The organism is Natrinema soli, assembly GCF_028618695.1.
The window spans coordinates 1-1,385 of the sequence record NZ_JAQIVI010000496.1 but is presented as its reverse complement, the minus strand read 5'-3'; the positions used below and the strand labels follow the sequence as shown (position 1 = coordinate 1,385).

General features: G+C 69.1%; 1 protein-coding gene and 1 pseudogene. Both read left to right on the top strand.

What is annotated here, in order from left to right:
- Positions 1-111 (top strand): annotated as a pseudogene (locus tag PGX04_RS24830) (DUF1611 domain-containing protein); the annotation flags it as partial.
- A gap of 1 nt (position 112) precedes the next feature.
- The gene (locus PGX04_RS24825) at positions 113-1,171 is read left to right on the top strand and encodes a dipeptide epimerase (protein WP_273740946.1); all 1,059 of its coding nucleotides are present in this window, start codon (positions 113-115) and stop codon (positions 1,169-1,171) included.
- The last annotated feature ends 214 nt before the right edge of the window (positions 1,172-1,385 follow it).

Sequence of the window (1,385 nt, the reverse complement as noted above, 5' to 3'; positions counted from 1 at the left end):
GACGACGAGGACGCCCGCGAGGCGGTCGCGGCGTACGCCGACGCGCTCGGCGCGCCCGCGACCGACGTGATCCGCTTCGGGACCGACGACCTGCTCGAGGAGCTCTGCTGAGATGGGGCTCGAGACCTCGTTCGAACGGCGCTCGCTGCCCCTCGAGTACCCCTTCGGGATCGCCCGCGGGACGACGACCGAAACGGAGGTCGTTTTCGTTCGAATCGGAGACGCGGCCGACGACGGACCAACTGGCATCGGCGCCGCCGCGCCGTCCGCTCACTACGGCGAGACCGCCGCCACGGTCGAGGCCGTCCTGCCCGACCTGCTGTCGGTCGTCGAGAAAGTCGGCGACCCTCACCAACTCGAGCGGGTCGAACGGAAGCTGCGCGAGACCGTCCAGCGGAACCCGTCGGCTCGCACTGCGGTGAGCATCGCGCTTCACGACCTCGTCGCGAAGCGACTCGAGGAACCGCTGTATCGCTACTGGGGACTCGATCCGGCGGCGACGCTCGAGACGTCGTACACCATCGGACTCGACGACCGCGAGACGATGCGCGAGAAGACCGAGACGGCGCTCGAACGCGGGTACGGCACGCTGAAGGTCAAACTCGGTACCGACCGCGATCTCGAGATCGTCCGGACGATTCGGTCGGTCGCGCCGGACGTCCGGCTGTTCGTCGACGCGAACGAGGCCTGGACGCCCCGCGAGGCGGTCGCGAAGATCGAACGGCTCGCCGAGTTCGATCTCGCGTTCGTCGAGCAGCCGGTTCCCGCGGCGGACCCCGAAGGGCTCCGGTTCGTCCACGAGAACTCGACGCTGCCGATCGCCGCCGACGAGTCCTGCGTGACGCTCGCGGATATTCCGCGGATCGCCGACCGCTGTGACATCGCGAACCTGAAACTGATGAAGTGCGGCGGGCTGCTGGAAGCGAAGCGGATGATCCACGCGGCCCGCGCCCACGGCCTCGAGGTCATGTGCGGCTGTATGACCGAATCCAACGCTTCGATCGCGGCGGCCTGTCACCTCGCGCCGCTGCTGGACTACGCCGACCTCGACGGCTCGCTGTTGCTGGCCGACGACCCCGCCGACGGCGTCCCGATGCCCGACGGTCGGATCGATCTCGCCGGCCTCGAGCGGCCGGGGACGGGTGCCGTCCTCGAGTCCGAATTCGACTGACTTCGAGATTCCGGGTGTCCACGTCTGAAACCGCTGGAGGAGTCACCGCCGGCGACTGTCAGCGCGACCGCCAACGGGGTTTCATAGCGGTCGTCGGTGTGGAACGTGCTGGTATGGACGACAGCGACGGCGATCGACCCGTGTCCCGTCGGGCGCTGTTACGAGCGTCGGCCGGAACGGTCGCGCTCTCGGCGGTCGGCGGCGCGCGAGCCGG